The sequence below is a fragment of the Stenotrophomonas sp. FR010 genome, assembly GCF_047520755.2.
In the GTDB taxonomy this organism is placed as follows: domain Bacteria; phylum Pseudomonadota; class Gammaproteobacteria; order Xanthomonadales; family Xanthomonadaceae; genus Stenotrophomonas; species Stenotrophomonas sepilia.
In genome coordinates this window covers 206,942-213,697 of record NZ_JAXBQT020000006.1, presented here as the reverse complement: position 1 = coordinate 213,697, position 6,756 = coordinate 206,942, and the positions used below count along the sequence as shown (strand labels likewise).

General features: G+C 67.5%; 5 protein-coding genes and 1 rRNA gene. 3 read left to right on the top strand and 3 right to left on the bottom strand.

Annotated features, from left to right (window positions below):
- Positions 1-91: ribosomal RNA gene (gene rrf / locus ACM0PK_RS07985) — 5S ribosomal RNA — on the top strand; the annotation flags it as partial.
- Positions 92-407: 316 nt separating this feature from the next.
- Here rrf and ACM0PK_RS07980 read toward each other — a convergent pair.
- Positions 408-2,117: a M28 family metallopeptidase gene (locus tag ACM0PK_RS07980; RefSeq protein ID WP_111201304.1), complete on the bottom strand. Its 1,710-nt coding sequence runs from the start codon at positions 2,115-2,117 to the stop codon at positions 408-410.
- 86 nt (positions 2,118-2,203) lie between these two features.
- The gene (locus ACM0PK_RS07975; RefSeq protein ID WP_088496639.1) at positions 2,204-2,866 is read right to left on the bottom strand and encodes a DUF4097 family beta strand repeat-containing protein; all 663 of its coding nucleotides are present in this window, start codon (positions 2,864-2,866) and stop codon (positions 2,204-2,206) included.
- 95 nt (positions 2,867-2,961) lie between these two features.
- Here ACM0PK_RS07975 and ACM0PK_RS07970 point away from each other — a divergent pair, with 95 nt between their 5' ends.
- Together ACM0PK_RS07970 and ACM0PK_RS07965 are read left to right on the top strand one after the other, a co-directional pair.
- The gene (locus ACM0PK_RS07970; protein WP_414607768.1) at positions 2,962-4,260 is read left to right on the top strand and encodes a murein hydrolase activator EnvC family protein; all 1,299 of its coding nucleotides are present in this window, start codon (positions 2,962-2,964) and stop codon (positions 4,258-4,260) included.
- Positions 4,261-4,368: 108 nt separating this feature from the next.
- The gene (locus ACM0PK_RS07965) at positions 4,369-5,805 is read left to right on the top strand and encodes a S41 family peptidase (RefSeq protein ID WP_414607767.1); all 1,437 of its coding nucleotides are present in this window, start codon (positions 4,369-4,371) and stop codon (positions 5,803-5,805) included.
- 60 nt (positions 5,806-5,865) lie between these two features.
- Here ACM0PK_RS07965 and ACM0PK_RS07960 read toward each other — a convergent pair whose 3' ends face one another.
- Positions 5,866-6,558: a rhomboid family intramembrane serine protease gene (locus ACM0PK_RS07960; RefSeq protein WP_053498727.1), complete on the bottom strand. Its 693-nt coding sequence runs from the start codon at positions 6,556-6,558 to the stop codon at positions 5,866-5,868.
- Positions 6,559-6,756: the final 198 nt, after the last annotated feature.

The following is a 6,756-nucleotide window of genomic DNA, read 5'->3' as shown; positions in this document are numbered from 1 at the left end:
CCACCCGATCCCATCCCGAACTCGGAAGTGAAACGCAGCTGCGCCGATGGTAGTGTGGCTCAAGCCATGCGAGAGTAGGTCATCGCCAGGGTTTACACCCAAAACCCCGCTGCTCGCGCAGCGGGGTTTTTCTTTGGGCGCAGGAATACAGGTAGTGCCAGCCGCTGGCCGGCAACCCGATGGCGTTACATCGCCCGCTAGATCCACGCCCTGCGTGGATGCCCTCTGCGAGGAAGCATGGCGCCAACCAAGGTTGGCCGCTACCAATCGATTGCCGGCCAGCGGCCGGCACTACCGGCAGATCCACACCAGTCGTGGATCTGCCGCCGACGGTATGCAAAAGAAAAGCGGCGCCCCGTGGGGCGCCGCTCTGCTCTCAACAATGCTCAGTCGAGCATGGCCCGACTTTACTTGACCGAAGCCTTGTCCTTCATCATCGCGTCGCGGGCCGCCTTGAACGGGTTGCCTGCATACCAGTTCGGCCAACGATCACCACCGGCCAGCTCCTTGCCGACGCCGTACATCAGCTGCAGGTCTTCGACGGTGCCATCCAGCTTCCAGGTGGCCGCGTCGAACTCGTCCTTCGGGCCATGGTAGCGGTTGGCGCCGTAGTCCGCCGCGGCCTTGCGGCCCGCTTCCACGCCACCCTCGCGCAGGTCCTCGCCGCCATCGGCGTACAGGGCCGGCACACCGGCCTTGGCGAAGTTGAAGTGATCCGAGCGGAAGTAGAAGCCGCTTTGCACCGAGGTCTCACCGTGCAGCGTACGGTCCTGGGCGGCCGCCAACGGCTTGAGGATGTCCTCCAGCTCCGAGCTGCCGAAGCCGGTGACGGTCACGTCCTTGGCACGGCCGGCCACCGACATCGCATCGATGTTGATCACGCCGGCGATCTTGTCCAGCGGGAAGGTCGGGTGGGCGACGTAGTACTTCGAACCCAGCAGGCCGGATTCTTCCAGGGTCACGGCTAGGAACACCACCGAACGCTCCGGCTTCGGGTCCTGGTGGGCCATGGCTTCGGCCACTTCGAGAATACCGGCGACGCCGGTCGCATTATCGACGGCGCCGTTGTAGATGTTGTCGCCGGTCTCGCCCTCATGCTTGCCCAGGTGATCCCAGTGCGCCATGTACAGCACCGCCTCGTCGGCACGCTTGCTGCCCGGCAGCACGCCGACCACGTTGCGCGACTGCTTCTGTGCGATCTGGCTCTTCAGGTCGACCGCAGCGGTGGCCTTCAGCGGCACCGGCTTGAAACCGCGCTTGCTGGCGTCCTTGTAGGCCTGCGCCAGGTCCAGGCCGGCACCGGCGAACAGTGCCTTGGCCGCGTCGGCGCTCAGCCAGCCCTGCACCGGGATACGCGCTTCCGGATCATCCTTGGCCGGCAGGTCGTACTGCGGGCCCGCCCAGGAATTCTTCACCACGTCCCAGCCGTAGGAGGCGCCGGCGGTATCGTGCACGATCAGCGCGGCGGCGGCGCCCTTGCGGGCGGCTTCCTCGAACTTGTAGGTCCAGCGGCCGTAGTAGGTCATGCGCTTGCCGTCGAACAGCTTCTCGTCCTCGACGTGGAAGCCCGGGTCGTTGACGAACATGACGACCGTCTTGCCCTTCCAGTCCTGGCCGGCGTAATCGTTCCACTTCTGCTCCGGCGCATCGACGCCATAGCCGACGAACACCAGGTCGCTGGCATCGACCTTTACCTCGGCCTGGCCGGTGCGGGTACCCACCACCATGTCGGTGCCGAACTTCAGCTCGGTGGTCTTGCCGCCCTGGGTGATCTTCAGCACGGTCGATTCGTCGGCCGTGGTCTCGGTCATCGGCACATCCTGGAACCAGCTGTCGCCGTTGCCGGGCTGCAGGCCGATGCGCTGCATCTGGTCGCGGATGTAGTTGACCGTCAGCTCTTCGCCCTTGCTGCCCGGCGCGCGGCCTTCGAACTCATCCGAGGCCAGCGTCTTGACCATCTCGGCGAAGTCGCCGGCATTGATCTCCGGGGAGAACGAATGGGCGGCCGGCTTCGCCGCAGGGGTGTCGGTGGCCGGCGCGGCGGCGGGCGTGTTTTCGCCTTTGCAGGCACTGAGCGCGGCCGCGGCGGCCAGGCACAGGAGGAGTTTGCGGGGCATCGTCGATTCCTGGAGAACAAAGGGCGGCCGCACCTGATGCGCGACCGGTAACAGTGAGTATTACCGAACCGGCAGGTCCGGCGGGTTCAGTCCGCCGGGGCGGTATCGGTGTCGAACGGGATTGGCTCGGCGCCGGTCACCGGGCCGATGCGAGCGGAGCGATGCACGTACAGCACCACTTCGCGTTCGAACTGCAGGGGGCCGGTGACCACCGCATTCGGGCCGATGATCACGCGCGGCTTGCGGCTGGCGGTCAGCGAGACACTGAAGTTCGGCTTGCGCACATGCACACCGCCGTTGACCTGCGAACCGATACCGACGGTGATGTCACCATTGACGGTCTCCACGTCCTTGCCGACGCGGCTCTCGACCAGGCCGATGCCGCCGTTGACGGTCTCGACGCCGCCTTCGATCTGGCTGCCGCGATCGGTGAAGATGCTGCCGTTGACGGTGCTGACGCCGCCACTGGCGATCACTTCACGACCCAGGCGCACACCACCGTTTACCGTTTCGATCTTGCCGGTGCGCGCGCGGTCGGCGACCTTCACCCCGCCGTTGACGGTGTCGATGCTGCCGGTCTCGACGCCCTCGCCGACGCGGATGCCGCCGTTGACGGTGTCCAGCTTGCCGTAGCGTTGACCGGGTTCGGCGCTGATGCTGCCGTTGACCTTGCTGATGTTCTCCTGCGCACAGACCGGCCCGGTGGCCAGCAGTACGCCCAACAGCAGCGGAATGGAAAGAGTTTTCATGGCGACCTCGATGGATGTGCGGCTGGCAGGCCGCGTGCGGAGATGTCACCATTCCCCGGTAGCCCCCGCAACTGCCTGAAGTCACTGGAAAGCCCTTGCGCGACAACGCCTTCCCATCACGCCGACATCACATCGCCGCTGCCCGCGGCGGTCGCTGCCTGCTGCTGGGGCTGGCGTTGGCGCTGGCCCTGCCGCTGCCCAGCGGTGCGCAGACCACCCGCGAGACCGAGCGCAAGCTGCAGAAACTGCGTACCGAACTGAAGGGCGTGGCGCAGGAGCGACGGCAGATCGAGGGCCAGCGCGGGCAGGCGTCGCGGCAGCTGCGCGAGGCCGACGAGAAGGTAGCCCGCACCGGTCGTGCACTTGCGCAGACGGAAGCCGCGCTGCGCGAGCAGGGCCGCGCCCTCGCCGAAGCCGAGCAGCGCCGCAGCACGCTGCAGGGCAACCTGGCCCAGCAGCACCGCGAACTGGCCGGGCTGTTGCGCGCGGCGTATCAGTTGGGCAACCACGCACCGCTGAAGCTGCTGCTGTCGCAGGACACGGTGGCCGATGCCAACCGCGCCCTGGCCTACCATCGCTACCTGCAGCGCGAGCGTGCGCAGCGGATCACCACGCTGACCGCCGACCTGAAGGAACTGGAAGCGCTGCAGGCGCAGATCGCCGAGCGCAAGCAGAAGCTGCAGGGGATGCAGCAGGACCAGAAACAGCAGGCAGCCGCCCTGGAAGCGGACCGCCGCGATCGCGCAAAGACCGTTGCCTCGCTGGAAGAGCGCTTCAAGGACCAGCGCGAGAAGGAACAGGCATTGGGCCAGGACGCCAAGGCACTGGAAACGCTGCTGGCCAACCTGCGTGCCGCTGCCGCGCGGGCCGAAGCCGAGCGGCGCGCCGCTGCACGCCGGGCCGCTGCCGAGAAAGCCGCTGCCGAGCGCGCCGCACGCCAGGCCGCCGCGCAGGGCCGTCCACCGCCGCCCACCAAGGTTCCACCTGCGGTGGCGTCGGCACCGGCGCCGAAGGTCGGCGGCCTGGGGTGGCCGTTGTCCGGCAACCTGCTGGCCCGCTATGGCGGCAAGCTGCCCGATGGGCGCACCAGCAGCGGTGTGCTGATCGGCGCGCCAGCCGGCAGCACGGTCACGGCCGTGGCCGATGGCACCGTGGTGTTCTCCGACTGGATGACCGGCTACGGCATGATCCTGATCGTCGACCACGGCAACGGCTACATGAGCCTTTACGCGCATAACGACACCCTGCTGAAGGATGCTGGCGCGCGGGTCAGCCGCGGCGATGCCGTGGCCAAGGTCGGCAATTCCGGCGGCCAGGGCGTCACCGCGCTGTACTTCGAGCTGCGCCGTGGCGGGCAGCCGGTCAACCCGGACAGCTGGCTGCAGCGGCGCTGAATCCTGGCCCGCCGGATGCGGTCCGGATTCAACGGGAATTTAGCTGTGCTTCGCGCATAATCGGTGCATGTGCCTTGGGCACCATGCCACCGTCGACAGGAGTGATCCATGCGCGCAGCCCGTACCGCCACCCTCTTGCTGGCCCTGTTGCCAGCGCTGTCCTGGGCGCAGCAGACCGCGCCCGCCCCAAGCCAGGAAACCAGCGGGCAGGCAGCGAACAGCGAGGAGGCGGTGACCTCGAAGGTGCCGCTGGAGGAAATCCGCCGTTTCGTGGCCGTGTACAACGCGGTGCGCGCCGCCTATGTCGACCCGGTCGATGACAAGAAGCTGATGCAGTCAGCCGTGCGTGGCCTGCTGCTCGACCTTGATCCGCACAGCACCTACTTCAACAAGGAAGACGCGCAGGCCTTCGACGAGCAGGCCAACGGTGCCTACGAGGGCATCGGCGTGGAGCTGCAGCAGCAGCCGGACAACGCCAGCATGAAGGTGATCGCGCCGATCGACGACACGCCGGCAGCCAAGGCCGGCATCCTTGCCGGCGATTTGATCATCGCCATCGACGGCAAGCCGATCAGCGCGATCGATGCGAGTGAACCGCTGCGCGGCCCGGCCGGCAGCAAGGTGGTGCTGACCATCGTGCGTGACGGCAAGCCGAAGCCGTTCGATGTCAGCCTGACCCGCCAGACCATCCGCGTGACCAGCGTGCGCAGCCGCCTGCTCGAGCCGGGCTATGGCTATATCCGCCTGAGCACCTTCCAGGCCGATACTGGCTCGGACTTCCAGAAGCACGTGCAGCAACTGCAGAAGCAGTCCGGTGGCCAGCTCAAGGGCCTGGTGCTGGATCTGCGCAGCAACCCGGGCGGCCTGCTGACGGCCGCCGTGCAGGTCGCCGACGATCTGCTCGACAAGGGCAACATCGTCAGCACCCGTGGCGGCATCAGCATCAGCGATGCCCGGTTCGACGCGACCCCGGGCGACCTGCTGAAGGGCGCACCGGTGGTGGTACTGGCCGATGCCGGTTCGGCCAGCGCCTCGGAAGTGCTGGCTGGCGCGCTGCGCGACAACAAGCGCGCACGCGTGGTGGGCAGCCGCACCTTCGGCAAGGGCTCGGTGCAGACCGTGCTGCCGCTGGACAACGGCGATTCGGTGAAGCTGACCACCGCGCGCTACTACACGCCCAGCGGCAAGTCGATCCAGGCCACCGGCATCGTGCCGGATGTTGAGTTGAAGCCCGCCGCCACTCCGGCGGAGGATGCCCTGCCGGCCAGCCTGAGCGATTACAGCGAAGCGACACTGCCGGGCCATCTGCGCGGCGATGACGAAGGCACCGAGGGCTACCACGCCGGTGCGGTGCTGCCGGGCGACGGCCCGATCAACGACGCGCTGGCCGAGCTGAAGAACCCCGGTTCGGTGGCCGCACGGTTGAAGGCCGAGGCCGCGAAGGCCGCTGCGGTGAAGCCCGAAGCCAAGCCGGAGGCGAAGGTCGAACCGAAGGCAGACAGCACGCCGGAAGCCAAGCCCGCTCCTGTGCCGGCCAAGCCTTGATTCCTGGTCTACGAACGAGCGGGTGAGCGTGGAGCCGGCCAGCGGCCGGCTCTACCTGGATCAGAAGCCGTGCCGCTTGCGCAGGCGGCGCGCGATCGCGGCGCGTACATAGACCCCGTACACGACGCCGAACACAAAGCCGCCGATGTGCGCCCACCAGGCCACCATGCCGAAGCTTGGGCCGATGTGGGCGAACACCACTTGCAGCGCCGCCCAGACGCCGATCAGCAGGTACGCCGGGGCGCGCACGAACTCCAGGAACAGGCCGAGCGGGATCACCACGCCCAGCCGCGCGCCCGGGAACAGGGCCAGATACGCACCGATCAGGGCCGACACCGCGCCGCTGGCGCCGATGATGATCTGGTCCGGGCTGCCCATGGTGTAGATCGCGACCAGGTTCGACACTGCGCCGCCGACCAGGAACAGCAGCAGCAGCCGCCACGGCCCCAGCACCCGCTCGGCGGGCAGGCCGAAGATCAGCAGGAACACCAGGTTGCCCAGCAGGTGCGACCAGTCCGCGTGCAGGAACAGGGCGGTGAACAGGCGCAGCACGCTGCCGTCCTGCAGCGTCGCCCACCAGTCCAGCGGGTGGGTCAGGCCGGTGGACAGGGCGCCCCAGTCCAGCCAGAGGCTGCCGCGGGCATCGTCCGGACGCGAGATCGACCACAGGAACGCCAGCCACAATGACGCGAACAGCACGGGCGTGGCCCAGCGCAGGGCCGCCTTCTTGCGGGACGGGAGCGAGACGAACATGCCAATAGCCTAGCGTGCGGCCACTTTCAGTGGGGACGGTCCTGTTCAGCTTTTGAGACGAAAAAACCGCCTGCGCTGTTATTGTTTCATTAACAGCTCTGGGTAATACTCGCATACGGCGTCGTATGTCGGGAGGGGAATCCGGCGCGCTCCGATGGGTCCCAGGACCCGGCGGGCGCAGGCGCACTCAGAGCACCA